We start from the raw sequence: 23,556 nt of genomic DNA, 5'->3' as shown, positions 1-23,556 counted from the left end.
CTCGATAGACTACCAAGCCGTGAACGACTGTGCGTTGTTCGGGGTCATCAGTTTGGTAGGGATAAGCACTTCTGTTCTCATTTCATCGACATCGACATCGACATCGTCTTGGCTTTCGAGCCAGTGTGCTGCAATTTTGACGGCTTCTTTGCTCATGGCATCAGGAAACTGCGTTGCAGTGCCCAGCCAACTTTTTCGTTTTTGAATCAATGCGTCTCTGGCTGCAGGGCTGCCATCGACTGACATGATGAGCGTATTGGCGTTTGCCTGAACAATGGCTTGCTCAGCGCCTAATGCTGTCCGATCATTGATCGCGAAAACACCGTCTATTTGAGAGTAAGCTTGCAATGCATACGCCATGCTTTCTAATCCGCCTTCAATGCTCGCCGTTCCGTTTAAGGAATCACTGATGACAACAAGGTGAGGGTATTGCTTCAAAGCGAGCTTACAACCCTCGACGCGCTCAATCACAGAAGACACTTGCGGACCATTAATGATCAGAATGTTCCCTTGAGTTTTTAACCCTGATGCCAAGCCTTCGCACGCAATTTCGCCAGCCTGCATATTATCTGTTGTAATGGTCGCTGTTGCGCCACTTGCGCGTACATCAATGGCAAAAATCGGGGTGCCTTGAGAGACAATATTCTTCACTGCGGGGCCAATTTTATATTCATCTGACGCGACCAGAAAAATAAGGTCGACCTTTTCAGCGACAAACTCTTCAAGCTGCCGCACTTGTCTTGGGTGATTATAAGCGCTTGAACGAACCAGGAGGCGAACATCGTCTCCAAATGTCGTCTGTAATTCATCTCGCAGGCTGCGAACCATGGTCACAAAGTAGGGGTTAGTCAGGTCTGACACGCTAATGCCAGCCACAACGCCAGCCTGTGACCAAGGCGATAACACGCAACCGATAAAAAGCAGTAAACCGCATATTGCTTTTGATGTACGCATCGTTCTATACATGGCTTTCACGCAAATCGCTAACCAAGAACCGACCACATTTCATCCTCTTGATGGTATTAATGATCATGCCCATAGTTCCTCGCCCCTCCACACAACTCATCATTCACAACCCAAAACCCAAAACCTATAGCTTTTGTGTGAGTGCGGTGTAGTGCTACCGTGTATATTCGGTTGTCCCGGGTTCCATTGCGCCCGTCATAATGGCAACGGCATCTGACATGGAATGCGTCTGAGGCGAAATAATATCAACACGCTGGCCGAGTCGATGGATATGAACGCGATCAGCAACCTCAAACACATGGGGCATATTATGGCTGATTAATACCACGGGCATGCCGCGGTTTCTGACTTCTAGTATCAGATCGAGCACCTTTCTTGATTCCTTTACACCCAAAGCGGCTGTGGGCTCATCCATGATCACGACTTTGGAACCAAATAAAGCGGATCGCGCAACTGCCACGCCTTGTCGTTGTCCCCCAGACAAGGTTTCTACCGCCTGTGTAATGTCTTGAATGGTCAGCAAGCCTAATTCGGTGAGTTTCTCTTTGGCTTGCTCTCGCATGGCTTTTTTGTCGAGCATGCGAAACCATTTTCCGCGCCAATCATTACGTCTAATTTCTCGCCCTAGAAAGAGGTTGTCAGCGATGTTGAGAGCGGGGGCTACGGCAAGATTTTGATACACGGTCTCTATGCCGGCTTCTCTTGCTTGCATTGGGTTGCTAAACCGAAGAGGCTTGCCATCAAGCATGATTTCTCCCGAATCGGGAATAAGCGCACCTGAAAGGGCTTTGATGAGACTTGATTTACCCGCACCGTTATCGCCAATAACCGCTAAAATCTCGCCGGGCATTAAGTCAAAATCGGCACCATTGAGCGCGGTGACTCGTCCATAGCGTTTGACCAATCCGCGCGCTTGTAGAACTGGGGGGGGATTCGATTCACTCATGACGATACTCTCCTGATCCATTGGTCAATACTCACGGCGACAATGATCAACACACCCACAGTGAATTCTTGCCACAATACGTCTACCCCCAACAGGGCAAGGCCGTTTCTAAATATCCCCACAATCAAAGCACCGATAAGGGTGCCAAAAATTGAACCTCTGCCGCCAAATAGGCTGGTACCACCAATTACCACCGCGGTAATGGAATCAAGGTTCGCGGTGTAGCCTGCTTGTGGGCTGACAGAACCAATTCGGCCTATTAGTACCCAAGCCGCCAAGGCACAGACCACACCAGCAGTAATGTAAACCGACAGAAGAATACGTTTGGTTCGGATACCTGCAAGTCTTGCTGCGTCTGGGTCATCGCCAGTGGCGTAAACATGCCGTCCCCATGCTGTCCAGTTGAGTGCGTACCAAAATACAATAAACAGCACGAGCATGAAGATGGAACTGTAGGCAATGCGAGCACCAAAAATTTCAACGGTATGACCTAGCCATTGCAGAAGTGGCGCTTGTTGATCGATGACCTGAGAGCGAATCGTTTGACTGTTTGAATACCAAAGATTCAGTGCGAAGAAGATATTCCATGTGCCTAATGTGGCGATAAACGGCGGCAGTTTAACTTTTGCCACCAACAAGCCATTAACCATGCCAGCTAATGCACCCACCAAAAGCCCTGCAAACAATGCTACAGGCGCTGGAAGTCCGAACTCAATGGCTGCTCTGCCCATAACGACCGAGCAAAGCACCATGATGGCGCCGACAGACAAGTCGATGCCCGCAGTCAAAATAATCAAGGTTTGAGCTATGCCAATGACGCCAATGATGGTGACTTGTTGAAGCACCAACGAAAGGTTGAAGGGGTGGAAGAATCGGTCCCCAACTAAACTGGAGAAAAATAGTACCGCCAATATCAGAACCAAACAGGGAATGGCGGTTGGATGGTTGTGAAGGTAGAGTTGAATACGTTGAACAAAGCTCAAGTCATTGTTTGGGAGTTGGTCACCCGCAGTTCGATGACTAGCCGAGGAACTGTGAGGTGAGGGATGCTGAGGTGATGACATTTACGCGCTCCTGAGTGCGTCCGTGATTCAAAATATCCAAGCAACTTACCGCTAAGTAACTTACAGCCAATCAAACTACAGCCAATTAACTTACATCCAATTAACTTAGAGACTTAGCAGGTTTACAACAGCTGTGTGAGCCACTATTTGGTGACGTTGTCACTTGGTATTTCAGGATTGCTGATCTGTCAGAGAAGGCACTATGCCTTCTCTGATTTCGCTGTTGGAGGAGTGGTTAGCCAATGTGTTTGGCAAAAGCCCCTCAACCTGTACTTAACCCCAGCACTTAGCCTTGCCTTGTTTGGCAGTTGAAGAAGCCACACCCGCCACGGGTTCATCAGTAATCAACTCAACACCCGTGTCGTAAAATGATTTACCCGGTGTAGCACCCGGTTTCACGCCGGATTTTGCGTATTCCACCACGGCTTCTACACCTAATGACGCCATCCGAAGAGGGAACTGCATCGACGTTGCGCCGATCACACCAGCTTCAACGTTATCGACACCAGGGCAGCCACCATCGACAGACACAATCAACACATCATCTTGTCGACCTAGTGCTTTTAAGGCTTCATAAGCGCCAGCAGCTGCAGGCTCATTAATGGTATATACAAGGTTGATGTCAGGGTCTTTTTGCAGAAGGTTCTCCATCGCACGACGACCTCCTTCTTCAGAACCTTGTGTTACGTCATTGCCAACGATACGAGGATCGTCTTCGTCGCGATTTATGTTCGGGTCATTGGTATCAATGCCAAATCCAGTGAGGAAACCTTGGTCACGAGCGACATCTACTGTGACGTTTGCGGTGCTCAAATCAAGCAGAGCGATCTTGGCATTTTTTGCGTTGTCACCCATTTTGGATTTCGCCCATTCCCCGATAAGCTGGCCGGCTTTGAAGTTATCGGTGGCAAAGGTTGCATCGGCGACGTTCGCAGGTGAAAAGGGAGTATCTAAAGCAATGACAATCACACCAGCATCTCGGGCGCGCTTAACCGCTGGCGCAAGGGCTTGAGGATCACTCGGGGTGATCAATATGCCTTTTGCTCCCGCAGCGATCAGATTTTCAATTGCTTGAACTTGTGAATCGGTATCGCCATCGAATCGACCAGAGAATGAACTGAGTTTTGCGCCCATTTCTTCCGCTTTCTCTTGCGCACCTTCCTTCATTTTGACGAAGAAGGGATTCGTGTTGGTCTTGGTAATTAAGCCGACAAGCACTTCCTCGGCGGCGGCTTGTGAGAGGGGAACAGCGGCGATGAAGGCGGCGAGAACGGCTTTACGTATCAGTGATTTCATGACAGATCTCCTTATAAACGACATGCTCCTCTGGCTCGGGTTAAAGGGGTAATGTTGTCTATCCCTTCTGTGAAAACCACAATCCGTGAGGTTGCTTCGCTAAAGAGATTGGCAAATGAAAACGAACAGTTAGTTTCAATCAGAAAATCATTTCATTCACAATTGAAACAAAGACGCTAATGCATTGATAAAACGCGATTCAGCGCGGTGAAAAGGGCGTAGCGAGTGATGGGTTTTGTGATCAGCTCCCAGTTCGTATCATAACCAAACTGCTCGATAAGTTGGGCTTTAGGCAGTCCTGACATCAAAACAACGGGCAAAGAGGGGTGGTGGCCTTGTAGAGTGTTTCTTAATCCGATCCCTGTTTCTGTGTCGCCTAAGTTGATGTCACTTATCACGCAGTCATGTTTGGTGGTATCACTGAGCGTTAGCGCCTCTTTGGCTGATCTTGCCAACATGACCGTTGCGCCTTGTTCTTCGAGTAGCTGGGCGATGGGTTGTGAAACGTCACTGTCGTCATCCACTAAGAGAATTGATACCCCGTTGAGATCGATTGTGTCCATATTTGTGGGGGTTGAATGGTCATATTGAGGCACTCGGACTGATTGGGAGTCGTAGATGGGCAAAAGCATGCTGATTGTCGTGCTTTTACCCTGACGGGATTCAATCGTGATGTCTCCTGATGATTGCTCGACAAACCCATAGACCATACTGAGCCCCAAACCGCTGCCTTTGCCTTTTTCCTTGGTAGAGAAAAACGGCTCCATCACTTTGCTGATATATTCGGGGTGAATGCCGCAGCCTGTGTCTTCAATATCAATGATAACTGCCAATTGTTGTTGGCGAAGCAAACAACACAGACGTGTAGTGAGGGTGACTGTTCCCCCATTAGACATGGCGGCATTGGCATTGAGAAGTAAATTCATCAGTGCATTCTCCAAACCACTTTTGTCGACATAGATGTCGATGTCTTGAGGGTAATGAATGATGGAGAGTTGTTGGTTGAAGTCCAAAGAGTATTCCATGAGATCGGATAATTCATCGATGGTTTGCATCAAGTTGACGGGCTCAGGGTTTAATGGTTGTGTTCGGCTGAATGAAAGTAGGCGTTCAATGAGTTGACTGCCTTTTTCTGTCACCGACAAGGCCCTTGTTAAATAACGTCGGCTGGTGTCGTCGAGGGCGTTAGAGATATCAAGCAACTCGAGGTTGCCATTTAGGGCGGATAGTAGGTTGTTGAAGTCATGGGCTATGCCACCAGTAAGCTGCCCGAGTGTTTCCATTTTCTGTGATTGCTTGAGCGCCAAGTCGATCTGACGAATTTCTGTTAAATCTCGATATAGCGTAATAAAGCCGCCAGAAGGGATAGGTTGACTGCGATACTCGATAATTCGCCCATCTTTAAAGTGACGTTCAAAAAGAAGCGGCTCTTTATGCCTTAGATGGGTGTAAGCATCATCTTGTAGCCCATTCTCTGTCACTACTTGTTGTCGTCGAGGGGATAGCTGCTGTTGGATCTCTTCAATTGACATACCTAGCGCAAGTTGGCTGTGTTCAAGACCGAGCAAAGACGCATATTTATTGTTCCACGCTAACAAACGGTTGTTGCCATCAAATGCACTGAGGCCATCCTGCATTTCGTGGAAAATCGTTTCGAGGAGGACATTTTGGTTAAAAAGGTCTTGTGTGATACGCGCTTTTTCGACGGCATTTTTCTGAAAAGCCAAGAAAGCGGTCGCTAGTTTTCCAATTTCATCTTGGCGAGAAAGTTCGATTGGTGTTTGGTTTGTATCACCGTGCACGAGGTTGAGCATTTCATCGGTGACGCTGACCAGATCCTTTGCCATGCGATCATTAAAGCGATAGAGGTAGAACACCCCAATCACCAATGATAGCAATATCAACACCATCACCAACATCACTCGGTTAATGGCGGATTGGGCAAGCCGTTGCTGTTCACTCACCTCTTTCTGGTGGGCTGCGACTATGTCGCGGACATGCTCTGTCATCCTATCTGAGTGAGCTCTGATGGAAGCCAATAGAAACGCGTTTTCAGCTCTCAAGGACTTGATATGCGCATTACCTCGTGTGAGTGATGCAAGAACCGGCATGATTTGTTGGACGGGCAGCGGCGATTTCAAGTGAGCTTGCTCCAAAGAACGGGTTACCTGCTGAATCCAACCTTGAGAAATACGTGTAGGGTCTTGGCGAAAAGCCGTTATAAAAGGTTGACCGAAAGGGTGTTCGTTCAGTGAATCCAGCGAAAATTGCTGCGCCATGAGATCTTCACGAATAAACAATTCTCGTTCGACATTCGACATGAGTTTGTCGAGCGTGACTTCTACTTCCTGAATGCGCTGGCTTAATTCGCTTGCGTAAGTGGCTGTTGTCAAACTCAGCGCTTCATCGCTCAGCGCATCAGCTCTCGCTTGGAGTTGTTTCTTCTCATTTTGAATCTGATGAGGCCTTGCGGAGGCGGCGGTATATGGTGCTAAAGCAGCGATTTGCGCCACACCTTCTGAAAGGTTTAATGCGGTTTGGGTATCTACCAGTGTGGTTTGTGTGATCCTGTCTAAAAGATACTGGTTTTGCCAAAGTGTGAACAAAGAAAACCCCGCCATCAGTGTCGTCAGTATCAGCAACACGGATAGCGTCAGCATTAAGTGAGGGCGAATACTCTTTCTGCGCATTAACTGGCGTTGTTCGCTCGTTGAACTCGTTTTGTCACGGGCGAATCGAAACAATAGCCAACCCCTCGTTCAGTTTTGATGAGGCGAGGGATCCTCGGGTTGGCCTCAATTTTCCGCCGAAGACGAACAACCAAGACATCAATGGTGCGATCCATGGAATCTGAATCGTAGCCATGTGTTCGCTCCATCAAGTGTTCGCGAGTCAGTACGCGTTGAGGTGAAGAGATGAACGCCTCCAACAGAGAAAACTCGCCGTAAGTCAGGCAAGGTTGATTCCCGTTGGCATGCTGAAGTTGGCGGCGAGAAAGAAACAACGTCCAATCGGCGAATTGATAGACGGTTTCATTGTTTTCAATCGGTAAGCGTTGCAGTGAGGTGTTTTGGCTTCGGCGCAATAGTGCATTGACACGGGCTGTAAATTCGCGAAGGTTGAATGGCTTCATCATGTAGTCATCCGCCGCGACTTCAAGGCCAATGATACGGTCTGTTTCGTCGCCTTTGCCGGTTAACATCATGATGGGAATGTCGCTGCTCGCTCTAAGCTGTCGCGCCAGTTGCAAGCCGTCTTCATTGTGCAAGCGCAGGTCAATCACTGCTAGGTCTACATCGGTGGTTGCTTGCATTTCCTGACTGTTCGAAACTGGTGTGACAGTGTAACCAATTTGACGTAATGCGTCTGTTAATACAGCCCTGACATCTTGCTCGTCATCAACGACGACAATGTGGGAAGCGACACTGCTCATAGTAGCTCCTTTACTTTTAATTCCTTTTCCGCCGTCCAGTGTTTCTCGTTACTGTGGCCTGTAAAGACTTTAAAAGTAGAAGACTGAAACAATAAAAGGCGTCCAACGTTGTAGACTTCACCCGCTTTGTCTTTGATATATCCGTGAATTGATTTTAGTTAGGCTTGGTTATCCGCGGAGACCTGCAGGTTGCTTGGGTATATACCCAAACAATCTGAAGATGCAGGATTCAGCGAGGTTTACTGACGTCGTGGTCAAGGCGTCCCTTTGCCGATGTAGTGATCTCCATCAAAAAGGGATAACACCGAGCATGGCGTCAGTAAACTCGCCCGAAGGGAGGCCCTCAGTGCGTCCACTTCTTCGTTAAATTCCTGTGAGATAGAATGACTATTTCTACAAGAATTTGCCTTGAATTGAACGTCCTGATGGCCTCTGAAATCGAGCATCTTCAGGTTGATTGGGTATATACTGCCAAGGTCAATCTAATCTCTGAGGCTACTTTGCAATACCAAGAAGGATTTCTAATCAGTCGCCATAGTCGCGACATCGGTGATACCACTGAGCTTGTTCTTTGGGTGCAGACAGTGACAGGCCCTGCCAAGCTCGTCATCACTGGCGAGAAACCCGTATTCTTTGTGGCAAGCGCAGATGCTGATTCCGTGCAGCAGTCTTTGTCATCCTCTGGTCTTTCTTTTCAATGCAAACCACTTGGCCTTTCTGACTTTTCGCACCGAGCTATTTCTGGTGTCTATTTCAATACGATCAGCGCAGCAACGCGAGCGTCGAGAATACTGCAAGCGGAAGGCTTCGATCCCTTTGAAGCAGATGTTCGGTTATCAGACAGATATCTGATGGAGCGTTTTATCTGTGGTGGATTGACGTTTTCAGGCACAGCCTCACAGCGCAATGGTTTCGTTGAGTATCGAAATGTCAAAACCAAAGCGTCAGAGTATTCCACGTCGCTTTCTCGAGTTTCGTTGGACATTGAATGCTCCGAGAAAGGCGTGTTGTACTCCATTGGTTTCGACAGTGAAATGGATAGCCGAGTGATCATAGTTGGTCCCACACCAGATAATGCTGATGAAATGCCTTGGATTGACTGGGTCGAAAACGAACTCGCGTTGCTTAAGGCGCTGAATACATGGTTTGACCGCTTTGATCCCGATGTAGTGGTGGGCTGGAGTGTGGTTGACTTTGATTTCCGCCTGCTCATGAAGCGCGCGGCGTTTAACAACATTGAATTACGGTTGGGTAGAGGCAGAGAAAAAGCGCATTGGCGTGATTCGAATAACAGCCGTCAGGGATTTATTACCTTGCCGGGACGCGTGGTGATTGACGGAATTGATGCCTTGAAAACCGCGACCTACAGTTTTCGCTCTTGGTCTTTGGAGTCCGTATCTAGAACCATGTTTGGCGAAGGAAAGGCGATAGATAATCCGTATGACCGCATGGATTCTATCAACCGTATGTTTCGTGACGATAAGCCCGCGCTGGCCAAATACAACCTGCAAGACTGCGTGCTGGTAAACCGTATATTTTCAGAAACGCATTTGATGGAGTTTCTCATTCAGCGCAGTCGTTTAACTGGTATTGAGCTTGATCGTATTGGTGGGTCAGTGGCTGCGTTTACCAACCTCTATATGCCACGTTTGCACCGTGCTGGTTATGTCGCCCCGACGCTGACCAGTGAGAACTGGATAGCTAGCCCGGGTGGCTATGTGATGGACAGTAAGCCGGGGCTATATGGTTCGGTATTGGTTCTCGACTTCAAATCCCTGTATCCCTCCATTATCCGGACGTTTTTGATTGATCCGCTAGGCCTGATCGAAGGTTTGAAATCCGAAGATGAAAGCACGACAGTACCTGGATTTCGGGGCGGTATCTTCCACCGAGAGAAACATTTTCTTCCCGCGATGATTGAAAATCTCTGGAAAGCGCGAGATGAAGCTAAGCGACAAGGTGAGAAGGCGTTTTCTCAAGCGATTAAGATCATCATGAACTCCTTCTACGGGGTTCTGGGTTCATCCGGTTGTCGTTTCTTTGACCACCGCTTGGCATCATCAATTACCATGCGTGGTCATGAAATCATGAAGCTAACGCGAGAGTTGATTGAAAACCAAGGCTATGAAGTGATCTACGGAGACACGGATTCAACCTTTGTGTCTTTGGGGCGAGAATTCAGTAATGAAGAAGCTGACGAAGTGGGGCAGGCGCTGGTGGTGCACATTAACCGATGGTGGGATAAGCACTTAAGTGATGAATATCAGATCCCATCTTCGCTCGAAATCGAGTACGAAACGCATTACCAGAAATTCTTGATGCCAACCATCCGTGGTCAGGATACGGGAAGCAAAAAGCGCTATGCCGGTTTGGTCGATAAACATGGCGAGCGCCACATTGTTTACAAAGGGTTAGAAACGGTGAGAACAGATTGGACGCCACTTGCCCAAGAGTTTCAGCAAACTTTGTACCAACGGGTCTTCGATGGAGAAGACATTGAAGACTATGTCCGACAAATGGTGGAAGATACATTACGCGGTCACAATAATGATAAGCTGATATATAGAAAGCGACTTCGCCGTAAGTTGTCGGATTATGAAAAGAATGTTCCTCCGCATGTGAGAGCGGCACGCAAAGCCGATGCGGTAAATGAAAAGCTGGGCAGGGCGAAGCAATATCAGCATTGTGGCTGGATCGAGTATGTCATTACGTTGAATGGACCTGAACCATTGGAAGCGTTAGAAAGTCAGTATGACTACCAGCATTACGTTGATAAACAGTTGAAACCGATTGCGGACGGTATCTTGCCTTTCATAGGGAAAAGCTTCGACGCATTGTCGATGCCTCAATTGGGGCTGTTCTGACAAATGATGACGATAACTATTACTATGAGTTGGAGTGATGAGTGATAGCGCTGCATCACTTTGTGCATTCAGTCTCTTATCTGATTTGCTTTTCTTGCCGAAAGTCGTTTGAATGAATACAAACGCTAGCCACGCAACGAGGTGCGAAATTGGAGCAACTTGATTTCTTTACAGTACCCAGCCCGTGTATTGGTGTTTGTCAGGCCAATAACAAAGGGTATTGCAAAGGTTGCTTTCGCAGCAGGGATGAGCGGTTTCAATGGAATGACTTTAGCAGTGAACAGAGACGTAATGTGGTTCGTCTTTGTAAGCAACGATACCAGCGTATTTTGAAGGCCAAGCTCGCCAAAGACGCAATGCAGAGTGCAGAAGAGACCAACCCACAGCAATCTTTGTTTGCTGATGATGAATCGCCAGGTGATGACGCCTAAAACGAAGTAGCATTGTTTGGCTTTTTACCTGAGTTATCTGCCAAGTGCCAAGTAATAGACATAAAAAAAGCGCCGATAAACGGCGCTTTTTTTCGTCTCATTCACATCTTGAAAGAGTGAAGAGCCTTCAAGCTCAAACGCAATTAGATGCGGATGAAGTCCATGTGCATGACTTTAGGCTTGAACGGATGACGTTGGATGTCTTGTGGCTTAACGCTAACTTCCTGGCCGTCGATTACTAGAGTAATCGCTTCGTAGAACTCAGGCTTATCCATTTGGTTGATCACGATGTTGTGCTCAAGTGCGATTGCAACTGGAGCTGCTTCGCCACCGTAAACTACTGCTGGGAATTGGTTAGTTAGACGCAGGCGGCGGCTCGCACCCTTACCCTGCTCAGTACGTACTACTGCTTCGAATTTCATAATAAATACTCTTTAAAATAGAGAGTTGAAAATAAGTACCCAGCTTGCGACCAATCTAGATACCAAGTAAATCGAGCGCGGATACTACCACCCACCTATGAGATTAACAAGTGTTATCGGGGGCTTATGCTAGATCTGGCGCCCGATTGGTGGAGCTTTGAGCGATAACGCTACGTTATGCGTGTCATTGCGCTTAGATAATATGTTGTGGCGGTGATTTTACTCGTTTATTGGTGAGTCGCCAAACGGCGAAGCGAATGGCTCATTAATCATGCCGCGTTGTTGATCATCTCGGTCACTTGCTGTTGTGATGCAAACTGATCGAGGTCGAATATTTTATCGCGTATCGCCCAAAATCGGCCATTTTTACGCGCTACGACAAAATCTGGAAGTCGAAGCCTGTGCTCGGCTTTAACGATCTTTGACGGTGCAGTGTCGGTAAACGGGCGATGACGGTCAACCAAGTGCGGGTTGATAAACTTAGCCAGAAACTCTTCTTTTTGTCGTTTTGTTGAAAGCGGCCAGACTTCATGAATCTCGGCACCATCATGCCCAATGTAAGTGACTTTAAGCTGCGGCTTATCGAATTTATTTCTTCCCGCCACCAGACGCATGTCGGCGCATGCCATGATCATGGCATCTTTGAGCTTCAATGCATCACGTAATTTTTTGTCTGGATCGACAAGAATATGATCGCATTGATGGCAACGTCGTGCGGCAATGTCGTTGTCTGCACCACATTCGCTGCAATACTTGGCGCGAAAGCGATAACCACAGATTTCCCGTTCGCCTTCGTCGTCCTCAAAATATCCCTGACAGCGACGACCGTAATGTTCAATCAGATAGCCGTTATCGTCGAGTTTTCCCCAGAAATTGTTATTGAACCCGCACGCAGGGCAAGGAACGGTCACAATCTCACTGTCACTATCCGGCTTTGGATCGCCAATCTCGGGTTGATAAAGGTCATAGACGTTGCCGGCGTAATCCAGAATGAGGCAATCTTTTTTGCCTGGAGAAAGGCGTAAACCTCGTCCCGCAATTTGTTGATAGAGGCTGACAGATTCAGTAGGGCGTAATATGGCGATCAGATCGACATGGGGTGCATCAAACCCCGTGGTGAGAACTGACACATTGACCAGGTATTTAATTTGCCGCTTCTTAAAGCGTTGGATGATGTCGTCACGCTCATCCAAGGGCGTGTCGCCGATCACTAATGCGGATTCTTCAGGGGGAAGCAGTGTAAGGATTTCTTGGGCGTGTCTAACCGTTGCTGCGAACACCATCACGCCATGGCGATCTTTCGCGTACTGCATTACCTGCTCAACGATTTGAGGGGTGGCTCGTGGCGCATTTTCTATGACACGGTCGAGATCCGCTTCTTTATAAAAGCCAGTAGGAGACGCCTTTAGTGAGGAAAAATCATAGCTCAGTACTGGAGCATCTAAGACTTTTGCTTCAGTTAGAAACCCTTCATCCAGCAAGAAGCGAATAGGCAGCTCGAAAATACAATCACGAAAGAAGCGGAACTTTTCACTTCGGACCCGTCCGGCAGTGTGAAATTGGTAAATCCAGCCCATTCCCAGTCGGTACGGTGTTGCTGTTAGACCGAGTACTTTAATGCCAGGGTTAACCTGCTGAAGGTGGGATATCACTTTGCGGTAACTGCTGTCTTCGTTGTCCGGTACGCGGTGGCACTCGTCGATAACGAGTAGTGAAAATTGATCTTTGAATGCGTCAAGATTTCGAACAACAGATTGCACAGAGGCGAACACGACTTTGTCCGAGCTCTCTTTACGGCCTAAACCTGCAGAAAAAATGCCGCCTTTAAGCCCATATCCTTCGTATTTTTCATGATTTTGTTCAACCAGTTCTTTTACGTGAGCAAGCACAAGAACCCGACCGCGGGCAAGTTTGGCCAATTCAGCAATCACTAAGCTCTTTCCAGCACCCGTGGGCAGTACCGCAACGGCAGGCGTGGAGTGTTGGCGGAAGTAATGAACAACCGCTTTTACAGTGTCAGATTGGTAAGGACGAAGGGTATACATGCAATTAAAAAGGCAGCTGTTTTTGGCTGCCCAGTGTAGCGAGGGATGGGGACTTTAGCTAGCGATCTAGCAACTCCGTTTCCCGTTCTAACGCACCATTCGCTTTGTCATCAGACAATGTTGGCGACGCGGCATGTAGTCAAATTGCTCATAGAACTCACGTGCACCACTATTACCGATATTCACTTCTAGAATCACAGCATGGCAGTCGCGTGTTTGTACGTGAGATTCAATGTTCGGTAATACATACGAACCGACACCTTGACGTCGCCAATCTTGGGATAGAAAAATCTGATCTATCACTGCGATTCGACCACCTAGCTCAATGCTAAAACTGTAGCAAATTACGACAAAGCCAATGATTTCTTCCTCGCCGTCTTGCTCTAGGGCGATTAGGAATACGTCACCATGTGCAGGATTCGCAATCAAGAAATTGAAAGCGGACGTGACATGCTCTACATCAAAGGAGAGTGCTTCGTGATCATGCATGTGTTTTGACAGCTCAAGGAGCCTTGGCATTGACTCTGTGGAAGGAGACTGCAGAGATATATTCATAAATTCTTCCCTAATCAACATGTTAACCAATGCGAGAGTATATACCCAAACAACATGAAGATGCTAGATTTCGAGGTCATCAGAGTGTCCACTTCATCGTTAAATTCCAGTGAAATAGAATGACTATTCCTACACGAATTTGCCTTGAATCGAACACTCTGATGACCTCCCTCCTGGCGATTTTACTGACGTTATGCTCGGTGTTATCCCTTTTTGATGGAGATCGCTACACCGACAAAGGGATGCCTTGAGCATCGTGCCAGTCAAGCTCGCTGAATCCTGCATCTTCGGGTTGCTTGGGTATAAATATAAAAAGAAGATCTCAGGATTAGACTGTAACGAATATGTTAAGTTCGCCACCTCTTAGTTATAGACAGACGGAGCAAGAGTGCAATTTCATTCTCGTAATATGAGATTGAATATGCGTTTTTAACTGTACCTTTATGTCGAACTTCCTATAATGCGCGCTTTAAGAGCATCACGGACAATAGACAATGATCAGGCTAGACAAATTTCTTTGTGAAACGGTAGGCGTTACTCGTACTCAAGCAGCTAGGCTGCTTAAAGAAAAACGCGTGACGGTTAACGGTGACATCGTTAAGAGTGGCGCAGTGAAAATTGCAGAAGATGCAGATGTTGAGTTCGATGGTGCGTCGCTGCGTTTGTCTGGTCCTCGTTACATCATGATGAACAAGCCTGAGGGCTATGTGTGCTCACATGAAGACGGGCATAACCCTACGGTTTTTGTTCTACTAGAAGAAGTTGGTGCAGAAAAGCTGCACATTGCTGGACGCCTAGATTGTGATACCACCGGTCTTCTACTTCTGACTGATGACGGACAATGGTCTCACCGAGTGACATCACCTAAACACAAGTGCGATAAAACCTATCGCGTTTGGTTGGACGATCCTATCTCTGATGACACTGCAGAAGCGTTCACAGACGGCGTTGCACTTCGCGGCGAGAAATCGGACACCTTGCCTGCTCAACTTGAAGTGCTGGCAGAAAAAGAAGCCTTGTTGACGATCCACGAAGGCAAATACCACCAAGTGAAACGTATGTTTGCAGCGGTAGGAAACAAAGTTGTTGGCCTGCACCGTGAATCAGTGGGCGAACTGGTGCTTGATGAATCACTTCAGCCGGGTGAATACCGCTCGCTAACGCAAGAAGAGATTGCGTTCTTTCTGCCATAAAATAATGCCTAGAACGCACTGATTATTTAACGATTCTTGGTTCAAATTCAAAAACGCTGCGAAGATATGTTCTCGCAGCGTTTTTTGTATGCGCTTTCCAGTCAGTCACCAGACCGGGGAGTTGTGCATGGCAGTGCGATGGATATATCTTATCGTGATGATGAAATTTTCTTCTTAATTATCTGTTGGTTAGTGATGATTTCGTTTGTGTCTGAATAGAAATTCATTATTTCCTCAAGGGAATTAATCATAGTGCTATTATGTGAGCCAGACACAGTTTTGAACTGTCCCTCTTTTTTCTTCATCTTTTCTTCTTAAGGTATACATGACAACGAATGCGATACATCCGCCAGCTCAACAGCTGACATTTCTTTTGATCCTCGTTCTCGGGGCGATAGCGGCTTTGACGCCGCTTGCTATAGACATGTATTTACCCGCAATGCCAGACATTGCGAGAGAACTTGATGTAGCCCCTGGTTTGGTTCAGCGAACACTTGCCGCTTACACAGCCGGTTTTGCGCTCGGACAGCTCATTCATGGGCCGATATCTGATAGCTATGGTCGCCGTCCTGTTTTGATCGTTGGCGTTATCATGTTCCTGATTGGCGCGGTGGTGAGTGCCAATGCCAATGACATTGAAACGCTGACATACATCCGAGCTGCACAAGGCTTCTGTGGTGCTGCTGCTGCAGTAGTCATACAAGCGCTAGTGCGTGACATGTTCGATAAAGAAGATTTTGCTCGAACTATGTCGTTCATCACCTTGGTCATGACCGTCGCCCCATTAGCAGCGCCTATGATTGGTGGTTACCTGGCGGTTTGGTTTGGTTGGCGTTCAATCTTTTGGTTGTTAGCAGGTTTTGCCGCGCTGGTTATCGTATTGGTGGTGACACTAATTCCTGAAACCCTTCCAGTTCAAGGGCGTCCGCCTCTTAGAATCGGTTCGACGTTGCGTAACTACCTAAAAATACTGCGAAACAAACAATCGATTGGATACATCATTGCATCCGGTTTTTCGTTCGCGGGAATGTTCTCCTTCTTAACGGCAGGGTCATTCGTTTACATCGACTATTACGGTGTAAGCACGGAGAACTTTGGTTATCTGTTCGGCCTTAACGTTGTGTGTTTGATTGTGATGACGTCATTCAACGGCAAGTTTGTGCGCCGTATCGGTAGCGAAAACATGTTGAAAATCGGTTTGATGATCCAGCTGGTGGCGGGTATTGCACTCATCGTTTGTCAGCTCCTCAATCTCGGATTGTGGGGTACTGTTATTCCAGTCATGTTGTTTGTTGGTACCATTTCGATAGTGGGCAGTAACTCGATGGCATGCGTATTGAGCGCATACCCAGAGCTGGCAGGTACCGCATCGTCATTGGCTGGCACAATGAGATTTGGCATAGGTACACTTGTTGGTGGTATAGTCGCCGCCATTCCTGTTCACTCAGCTTGGCCCATGACGGGTGCTATGGCTGCGTGTGCGATTCTATCTGCTCTGTTTTACTGGGGCTTAGCAAAAAAATAAGATCATGAGCTACATAATAGAAATTAAATCCGTGGTGGATACCGCGCTTAGCGAACTTAACGACGCGAAGGCGGCGGGGAAAATACAAAGTAATCCAGTGAGTGAAGATTCGTTTCTTTGCCGTTGGGTTGCGCAGTCGGCTAAACGACAGCGTTTTGATCCCATTGTGGTTAAAGATTTGACCTCATGGGTTCAACAAGGCCGCAGCATGGGCAAAAATGCCAACATCAAAGGCCAGATGGAGCACATCGCGGCAGTCTATCACGATCAATTCCCGGAGGGGGATGAGCATGCTCCGATCATGCTTAGTCAGTTCGAGGATTTATTGACTGATCTTGAAGAGAATGACTGGATGGTGCATACCGATCAGGAAATTAACCGTAAAATGCGCGTGATTTCGGATGGCCAGCATTCTTTTGTCGCAAACAGCGCTGCGCTTGAAAAGAGCTTCAACGAAGAGGGTGAGCTTGTGAAGCCTTTGAGTGTGTATGTCCGAGGCCGCGAGCCGCAGTTTATCGAGATGTTTTTGTCTCATGGCTTCTTGGCGACCAAAGTTACCGATTACAAGTCGATCATTAAATACCATGGCGAATACAAATTTTGGCCGCGTAACCAAGCAAATTGCTTAGTGGTGTTACCTGAGAGCCTAAAAGCGTAATTTGTTGCTCTAAACAATATTTAGTGACGATTTAGCAAAATCAGCGGTGTGAAGGTGTAATAACCTTGGCACCGCTTTTTTTTGCCAATGCGAATGCCATACCGCGAAAAATGAATAAGTGTGCTGGCATCATGGCGAACCAGTACAATAACCCGCGAAATCCTGCAGGGTGCCACCATGCGCGAATATCCAATGTTCGATATTCACCATGATCAACGATGGTAAACTCAAGTCTACCTAGACCGGGCGCTTTCATACCAAACAGTAACGAAAGGTGGAGGTTATCTTCACACCGAATGACTTTCCAGCTGTCGATGTAATCACCCACCTTTAGTGAATCAGGAGCGGGGCGTCGCTTCTTCAGCGCATTTCCCCCAACCGCTGCATCCATATAAGCACGAAGCGTCCACAGCGCGTCGCCAAAGAAATACCCTTCGTCGCCGCCAACATGGCGTATTTTGTGCCAAAGATCATGTGCGGTTGCATCAGTGTCGACACAGAATCCCGCTTGTTTAGGGTAATAGCCATAGCCTTTGTGCCACCTAGCGAGAGCTTCAGAGTCAAACCCCCAAATGTCATTTTTCACCACATCACTTTCATTAGACAATGCGGATTCAACGGCTTGCTCAAAACTGATTTGGGGCAAAGAAATCTGCGTTGATAAGTCGGTTCCAGTCGGAAGTAAATTGTAATTCAAACCGTGAATGAGAGATTGGGCAATGGGCTTAGGTACTGTGGTGACAATGCTTAGCCAGTGCGTCGCCATGTTTGGCGTTAAGAATGGTACTTTGAAAATAGTAATACGTTTATTAATGATCCGAGCAAAACGTCTCATTTGATTCTCGTAGCTGATGACTTCAGGCCCTGAGGCGTCAAAGGTAGCTGAATCTTGTATCGGGAAGGTTATGGCAGCGATGAGATAACCAATCATGGTGTCGAGGGCGATAGGGCGAGACTGGGACTGAATGGTGACGGGCGCCGTAATAATAGGGAGGTGGGAAACAATATCACGCATCACTTCAAAGGCTGCCGAGCCTGAACCAATGACAATACCAGCCCTTATTTCAATGATTTGCTTACCTGAGTCTCTCAGTATGTTTCCAGTGGCTTTGCGAGCCGCGAGGTGCGTTGATGACACTCCCTCTGGCTGGGTTGCGCCGAGATAAACAACGCGTTTAACCATGCTGTTGGCAAGAGCTCGAGACATGTGATGTGCCATATCCAATTCGTATTGGTAAAAGTCAGAACCCGACGCCATGCCATGAGCAAGATAAAAAACGGTAGAGACACCTTCTAATGCACGTGAAAGCCCATCTCCATGGTAAAGGTCTACTTGTTGTGACTCGAGACAAGGGTGTTCGAACCATGGCTGATTACGAACCCTAGAAAGCCGACGACTCGCGGCAACAACAGTGTATTGGTTCTTCAGTAACTCTGACACTAAATGATGGCCAATGTATCCTGTTGCACCAATGACAAGAACTTTACCAGTGACTGCTTGCATGTTACCCCGAGTCTAATTGGTGAAAAAGTGAGCATTCAGCATTCTTGAATTCTGCTGGAAAAGTGAACATCTTTCGTTTTTACATCGTATTGTCAGCACAATGTCAGAGAAATGACCATATCATGCATTTGCCGTGAAAACGAGACAGCATGGGGGTTCTGAATGAATATGTAGGCACACCGCGGGACAAAAAAAGCACGGGTTAAATGATGGGGATGAGTGACCGAGATAAATTGTCAAAATGAGCACTTGGTTCAAATTGCTTTCTTGACGCCCGATATTGGGGTAAATTGCTTGACCAATCGTTTGCGTGATCGTTCTCGCATCGATAAAAAAGCTATTGTTAGGGGTTTAAATGTTAGAGCTACTTAGACTTTGCAAAGGATATCTTGATGGCGGTGAATTCCACCCCGTTTTGCAAGGCGCAGAGCTATCTTTAGCTAACCATGATCAAGTGGCTTTGATGGGAGAGAGCGGGTCAGGAAAAAGTACGCTGCTTAATCTTATTGGCGGGCTTGATAATCCTGATTCCGGTGAAGTGTGGATCGATAGTACTGCCATACACAAACTCACTGAGCGCGAACGAACACGCTATCGCCGACACTACATTGGCATGGTGTTTCAACAATATAACCTGCTCCCGACACTTACCGTCGCAGACAATATTCGTTTTTGTCGTCAGCTCAAGGGCTTACATGAAGACGACAGCCTTTGGCGACAAATCATTTCAGCGTTAGATCTTATGCCTTTGTTGGGGCGTTACCCTGAAGAGATTTCTGGAGGCCAGCAGCAACGGGCTGCTATTGCTCGTGCTCTCTACATGGAGCCCAAAATTCTACTCGCGGATGAACCCACGGGGAGCTTGGATGAACGTAACGCCGATGCCGTAATGCGACTACTAACCACATTGACGACGTCACTTGATTGCACCTTGTTGGTCGTTACGCACAGTGAAAAGGTGGCTGATTATCTCGGGCACCGTGTCACGCTACAAGGGGGCGTGTTGAATGTCCGTTCCTGTCGCTAAAGCGCTCTTTGGTCATTATCGCCGTCACCCATTTCAAGTCTTTCTCGTATGGCTAGGTTTAACCCTCGGTGTTGCGTTGTTGGTTGGTGTTATGTCTATCAACCAACATGCGCAAGACAGCTATAAGAAAGGCGCGAGCCTCTTTAGTAACCCGTTTCCCTATGTGCTCCACCATCGAGAGCGTGGAAAGCGCATTGATGAAGACCTCTATGTGTCTTTGCGGAAAGAGGGCTACAACCAATGTGTGCCTGTTGACCTCTACCGAACATCAACCCAAAGCGGGAAAGATATTCAACTAATGGGTATCGATACCATCGCGATGTTCGCGTTTAATAATGCCAACCCTGCTTCATTCGCCAACACTATCCCCTTGAATAACAGCTTTGGAACACTCTGGGCAAGTACAGAGCTAGCCAATCACTTTGGCTGGAGGGATGGGCAGACGCTTACCTTGAAAGGGGGACAAGAAGTTGGCCCGTTGAATATAATCGATGGCGGCCGAATTGGTGCCGGAACGCGTTTGATTGGTGATATATCTGTCATACGGAATATCTCTGATCATTCAGGCCTTGCACTGGTTTATTGTGGCGAAATGGACAAGGCGAAACGAGACCAACTTCGAGCGTCTCTCCCGCCGACAATCACCTTGTCTCGAACAGAAACTGCGCAACTAGGCCCGCTGACTCGAGCGTTTCACTTGAACCTATTTGCAATGGGTTTGTTGGCATTCGTCGTGGGCTTGTTCATTTTCTATCAAGCAATTTCTCTGTCGATGGCTCAACGTCAACCGCTGGTTGGTATCATGCGAGAGCTCGGAGTCGGCAGGAAATCCCTGGCTTTTGTCGTTTCAGGCGAAATGTTAATTTGGCTGTTACTCGGCTTAGTCAGTGGCAATGTTGCGGGCTTAATTCTTGCGCAGAAATTGATCCCGACCGTAGCGACGACCTTGAGTGATCTCTATGGCGCTAATGTTGAGCTTACTCTCAATTGGCAATGGGAATGGGGTTTTTATAGCTTCTTGTTGGGTGTATGTGGCTTTGCAATGGCATCCGGTTGGCCTCTTTATCGACTACTCACAACGCCCCCTGCACGTTTGTCTAAACGCATGTCTTTGGTTCGTTTCTCCCATGCCGAATTTCGTTGGCAAGCCATAGTGGCAGCAGCCTTCATTGTGATCGCATTGGTTGTGTATAGCGCTCCACAAAGCCAAGCTCAAGGCTTCACCTTGATTGCACTCATTTTGATCAGTGGCGGTTTGCTGCTGCCATATATCATGGGAAAGACGTTTGTTCTTATCTCGGAAAAAATCGGCATTGCTCGTTTACGTTGGTTTTTGTCTGATGCATCAGCCAGCCTGAGTTACCGAGGCATAGCTGCCATGGCCTTTATGATGGCAATTGCCACAAATATTGGCATGGAAACCATGGTTGGCAGTTTCAGAAGCACCACCGAAGGGTGGTTGCAACAGCGCCTCGCCGCGGATATTTATGTACGCCCTGATAAAGAAATGGCTCAACCGCTATCAACATGGCTGGAAAATCAGAGCAGTGTTAAGCAGAGCCTATTGCAGTGGCGACACGAGATTGATACCGCACAGGGTGTGGTTGAAGTGTTTACCCTTGGTACCAGTAAAGAAGAGCGTGAAGCTTTGGCGTTGAAAGTGACGGTGCCAGACTATTGGAGTCATTTACACCAGAATAAGAGCATGCTGCTGAGTGAATCTCTAGCCTTAAAGTTCGATGTTCATCCAGGCGACACGATAACACTCCCTAGCCCTTTTGGAGAGGGATGGAATGTCGTTGGTATCTACTTCGATTATGGTAATCCATATAGTCAGGTCATGATCTCTGATCGCTCACCGCTGGTTCCTTGGATGGAAAAAGAAGGGCGAGTGGGCGTGGCAGCGCTTCTCAACGACGATGATGATGAAAAGAAACTCGTTGACCAAATGCGTAAAGAGTTTGGTTTGATGGAAACTCAGGTTAGTAATCAGAGGGACATTCTTGCTAGAGCAATGCGGATTTTTGACCGAACATTCCTTGTCACGGACACGCTTTGCACGTTAACGCTCATTATCGCGATTTGTGGACTGTTCTTTTCTACGTTGGCGACAGAACTGTCACGCCAGCGTCAATATGCCTTATTACGGTATATGGGCATATCAGGCCGAGAGTTAGCCTTTCTCGGCGGTGGGCAGTTAATGCTAATTGGATTGTTCTCAGCGTTGTTTGCTTTGCCGTTGGGGCTTCTCATTGCCGAGGTGCTGATCAATATTGTTCTTAAGTATTCATTTGGTTGGACGATGTCGGTATCTTACTTTCCATTTAGCTATGTCACTACGCTAGGGGGAGCATTGCTCACTTTGTTGGTGGCGGGTTGCTGGCCTGTTTGGCGTTTGATTCAGCGCTCGGCCATTCTTTCATTGCGGGAAGCTCAGTAATGCGCGACGAAGATACACCTCAGCCCTTTATATTGACCATTATTGGCTGGAGTTTAGCGATCTTCGTTTCGGCGCTTGCGCTATTTGGTTCGATTCTTCTGAGAAGTGATGATCCTGACAAATTAGCCGTGGATATCTTAGTGGCGGAGGACATCAAAGGGTTTACAGCGGTTACGCGCAACGCCAATATTCAATTTCCGGCTGACTACGGTCGTCATGACGATTTTCGCCAAGAGTGGTGGTATGTCACCGCGAACCTAACTGACAAAGAGGGCAATGATTACGGTGTTCAATGGACCTTGTTTCGCAGTGCGTTATCTCCAGAGCAAGGTAAAGGTTGGAACAACAAACAGGTTTACATGGCTCATGCGGTTGTTACTACTAAAAATCATACCTTCTATGCGGAACGATTTGCTCGCGCTGGGATAGGGCAAGCAGGTGTTGAAAGTGAACCTTTTCATGCTTGGTTAGACAATTGGCAATGGCAAAGCGAAACCAAAGCGCCGTTCCCTGCTGCGCTGAAAGCGCAAGATGATACCTTTAGTATTAGTTTGACCATGGCACAAACTCAGCCTGAAATCCTTCAAGGTGATAATGGCTATAGTCGAAAACACCTCAATAAAGACGTAGGTTCCTACTACTTCAGTGTTCCGGCCATTACATTGGAAGGGACATTGACCTTTGAAGGGAAAGAGATTTCCGTGAATGGAAAAGGGTGGGTCGATCGAGAGTGGAGCACACAAGCATTAAGTGAAGATCAGCAAGGGTGGGATTGGTTTTCAATACAACTTAACGATGGTCGTGCATTAATGGTGGTGCAGGTAAGAGCCGATGACGGCCCTTATCGATTCGGATCGCTGACACAGCCAAACGGTGAAACGAAAATACTGTCACACACCGATATCACCATGTTGCCACTGTCTTTTTCAAAAATGCCAACATCACGCCATTTACCAACTGAATGGCAAATCGACATAGAAAAAGAAGATATTTCATTACGCACTTCTCCGCTAAATACCAATAACTGGCTGCCGTTTGCTTTTCCATATTGGGAGGGGCCAATTTTCGTTGAGGGTTCAGCGCCGGGAGTTGGGTTCATGGAAGCTACTGGCTACTGATCGAAAGGTCTCTGAACACATTTGTCTTGAGTGCCAACGTCGCTTCAATTCTGGGAAATCATCCATTTT

18 protein-coding genes are annotated in these 23,556 nt (G+C 47.5%); 8 read left to right on the top strand and 10 right to left on the bottom strand.

Going from position 1 to position 23,556, the window contains the following annotated elements; all coding sequences use genetic code 11:
• Window positions 1–9: 9 nt before the first annotated feature.
• The 6 genes from LRP50_RS01030 to LRP50_RS01005 all read right to left on the bottom strand — a co-directional run bounded on the left by LRP50_RS01030 (window position 10) and on the right by LRP50_RS01005 (window position 7,705).
• Window positions 10–954: a substrate-binding domain-containing protein gene (locus tag LRP50_RS01030; protein ID WP_274162660.1), complete on the bottom strand. Its 945-nt coding sequence runs from the start codon at window positions 952–954 to the stop codon at window positions 10–12.
• Between the two features lie 166 nt (window positions 955–1,120).
• Complete coding sequence (locus LRP50_RS01025; protein ID WP_274162659.1) at window positions 1,121–1,912, bottom strand: ATP-binding cassette domain-containing protein; 792 nt, start codon at window positions 1,910–1,912, stop codon at window positions 1,121–1,123.
• Window positions 1,909–2,976, bottom strand: a complete 1,068-nt coding sequence (locus LRP50_RS01020; RefSeq protein ID WP_274162658.1) for an ABC transporter permease — start codon at window positions 2,974–2,976, stop codon at window positions 1,909–1,911. The genes LRP50_RS01025 and LRP50_RS01020 overlap by 4 nt, the downstream gene beginning before the upstream one ends.
• A 273-nt stretch (window positions 2,977–3,249) precedes the next feature.
• Window positions 3,250–4,272, bottom strand: a complete 1,023-nt coding sequence (locus LRP50_RS01015) for a sugar ABC transporter substrate-binding protein (protein WP_274162657.1) — start codon at window positions 4,270–4,272, stop codon at window positions 3,250–3,252.
• Window positions 4,273–4,448: 176 nt separating this feature from the next.
• The gene (locus LRP50_RS01010) at window positions 4,449–7,016 is read right to left on the bottom strand and encodes a PAS-domain containing protein (RefSeq protein ID WP_274162656.1); all 2,568 of its coding nucleotides are present in this window, start codon (window positions 7,014–7,016) and stop codon (window positions 4,449–4,451) included.
• On the bottom strand, window positions 6,962–7,705 hold the full coding sequence (locus LRP50_RS01005; protein ID WP_274162655.1) for a winged helix-turn-helix domain-containing protein: 744 nt from the start codon (window positions 7,703–7,705) through the stop codon (window positions 6,962–6,964). The genes LRP50_RS01010 and LRP50_RS01005 overlap by 55 nt, the downstream gene beginning before the upstream one ends.
• Window positions 7,706–8,205: 500 nt before the next feature.
• On the opposite strand from LRP50_RS01005, the gene LRP50_RS01000 reads away from it, so the two are divergent.
• Entirely contained in the window at window positions 8,206–10,569 is a 2,364-nt protein-coding gene (locus LRP50_RS01000) for a DNA polymerase II (RefSeq protein WP_274162745.1), read from the top strand.
• A 149-nt stretch (window positions 10,570–10,718) separates the two neighbouring features.
• Complete coding sequence (locus LRP50_RS00995; RefSeq protein ID WP_274162654.1) at window positions 10,719–11,000, top strand: DUF1289 domain-containing protein; 282 nt, start codon at window positions 10,719–10,721, stop codon at window positions 10,998–11,000.
• A gap of 143 nt (window positions 11,001–11,143) precedes the next feature.
• Here the strand turns inward: LRP50_RS00995 and rplY are convergent, their stop codons facing one another.
• The 3 genes from rplY to LRP50_RS00980 form a co-directional block, all read right to left on the bottom strand.
• Entirely contained in the window at window positions 11,144–11,422 is a 279-nt protein-coding gene (rplY, locus tag LRP50_RS00990; protein WP_274162653.1) for a 50S ribosomal protein L25, read from the bottom strand.
• A gap of 269 nt (window positions 11,423–11,691) precedes the next feature.
• Window positions 11,692–13,467, bottom strand: coding sequence for a DNA repair helicase RadD (radD, locus tag LRP50_RS00985; protein WP_274162652.1), 1,776 nt, complete (start codon window positions 13,465–13,467; stop codon window positions 11,692–11,694).
• Between the two features lie 87 nt (window positions 13,468–13,554).
• A complete protein-coding gene (locus tag LRP50_RS00980; protein WP_274162651.1) occupies window positions 13,555–14,022 on the bottom strand; it encodes a GNAT family N-acetyltransferase in 468 nt (155 codons plus the stop codon).
• A 497-nt stretch (window positions 14,023–14,519) separates the two neighbouring features.
• Between LRP50_RS00980 and rsuA the strand changes: the two genes are divergently transcribed.
• The 3 genes from rsuA to LRP50_RS00965 all read left to right on the top strand — a co-directional run bounded on the left by rsuA (window position 14,520) and on the right by LRP50_RS00965 (window position 17,398).
• Window positions 14,520–15,215: a 16S rRNA pseudouridine(516) synthase RsuA gene (rsuA, locus tag LRP50_RS00975; RefSeq protein WP_274162744.1), complete on the top strand. Its 696-nt coding sequence runs from the start codon at window positions 14,520–14,522 to the stop codon at window positions 15,213–15,215.
• Between the two features lie 325 nt (window positions 15,216–15,540).
• On the top strand, window positions 15,541–16,740 hold the full coding sequence (locus tag LRP50_RS00970) for a Bcr/CflA family multidrug efflux MFS transporter (protein ID WP_274162650.1): 1,200 nt from the start codon (window positions 15,541–15,543) through the stop codon (window positions 16,738–16,740).
• Window positions 16,741–16,744: 4 nt separating this feature from the next.
• Window positions 16,745–17,398, top strand: a complete 654-nt coding sequence (locus tag LRP50_RS00965) for a DUF2913 family protein (protein ID WP_274162649.1) — start codon at window positions 16,745–16,747, stop codon at window positions 17,396–17,398.
• 40 nt (window positions 17,399–17,438) lie between these two features.
• On the opposite strand, the gene LRP50_RS00960 is transcribed toward LRP50_RS00965, so the two are convergent.
• Complete coding sequence (locus tag LRP50_RS00960; protein WP_274162648.1) at window positions 17,439–18,902, bottom strand: DUF2867 domain-containing protein; 1,464 nt, start codon at window positions 18,900–18,902, stop codon at window positions 17,439–17,441.
• 355 nt (window positions 18,903–19,257) lie between these two features.
• Here LRP50_RS00960 and LRP50_RS00955 point away from each other — a divergent pair, with 355 nt between their 5' ends.
• Genes LRP50_RS00955 through LRP50_RS00945 form a run of 3 tightly spaced genes read left to right on the top strand, consistent with a single transcriptional unit; the run spans window position 19,258 to window position 23,487 of the window.
• Window positions 19,258–19,929, top strand: coding sequence for an ABC transporter ATP-binding protein (locus LRP50_RS00955; protein WP_274162647.1), 672 nt, complete (start codon window positions 19,258–19,260; stop codon window positions 19,927–19,929).
• A complete protein-coding gene (locus tag LRP50_RS00950) occupies window positions 19,910–22,369 on the top strand; it encodes an ABC transporter permease (RefSeq protein ID WP_274162646.1) in 2,460 nt (819 codons plus the stop codon). The genes LRP50_RS00955 and LRP50_RS00950 overlap by 20 nt, the downstream gene beginning before the upstream one ends.
• Window positions 22,369–23,487 (top strand): lipocalin-like domain-containing protein, encoded by a 1,119-nt coding sequence (locus tag LRP50_RS00945; protein WP_274162645.1) that lies wholly within the window; start codon window positions 22,369–22,371, stop codon window positions 23,485–23,487. The genes LRP50_RS00950 and LRP50_RS00945 overlap by 1 nt, the downstream gene beginning before the upstream one ends.
• Window positions 23,488–23,556 lie beyond the last annotated feature (69 nt).

This window comes from Enterovibrio gelatinilyticus (assembly GCF_028683095.1).
In the GTDB taxonomy this organism is placed as follows: Bacteria; Pseudomonadota; Gammaproteobacteria; order Enterobacterales; family Vibrionaceae; genus Enterovibrio; species Enterovibrio gelatinilyticus.
The sequence above is the reverse complement of the archived record's forward strand: the minus strand, read 5'-3'. Positions and strand labels throughout refer to the sequence as shown.